This is a genomic window from Vibrio sp. D173a (assembly GCF_030248475.1).
Genome location: NZ_JAHGAH010000427.1, coordinates 1 through 615, shown reverse-complemented (window position 1 = coordinate 615; position 615 = coordinate 1). Strand labels below are relative to the sequence as shown.

Annotated in this window: 1 protein-coding gene; it reads left to right on the top strand. The window is 49.6% G+C overall.

Features of this window, described 5'->3' with window-relative positions:
• Positions 1-615 (top strand): FtsH protease activity modulator HflK (hflK, locus tag KIV40_RS26460; protein WP_285352152.1); only part of this gene is annotated, 615 nt, incomplete at both ends.

Below are 615 nucleotides of genomic sequence, written 5' to 3'. Positions count from 1 at the left end.
CTGGAAATAACAACGGCGATAACGGCCGCGATAATGACCCTTGGGGTAATAAAAATAATCGCGGTGGCCGAGATCAAGGACCGCCAGACTTAGACGAAGTGTTCAATAAACTGAGTCAAAAGTTGGGTGGCAAGTTTGGTAAAAAAGGTGGCAACGGTTCATCTGTTGGCGGTGGCGGTGCAATTGGCTTTGGTGTCATTGCAGTTATCGCAATCGCAATCTGGTTCTTTGCGGGTTTCTACACTGTAGGGGAAGCAGAGAGAGCTGTGGTACTTCGATTGGGTCAGTTCGACCGTATTGAAGAGCCGGGGCTTAACTGGCACCCACGTTTCATCGACCAAATCAGCGATGAGCAGCTAGTTAACGTTCAAGCGATCCGTTCGCTACGTGCTTCTGGCACCATGCTGACCAAAGACGAGAACGTTGTGACGGTTGAAATGGGTGTTCAATACCGTGTTTCAGACCCATACAAGTACTTGTATCGTGTAACTAACGCGGACGACAGCTTGCGCCAAGCAACAGACTCTGCGCTACGTGCGGTAATCGGTGACTCACTGATGGATAGTATCCTAACCAGCGGTCGTCAACAGATTCGTCAAAGCACTCAAGAAACAC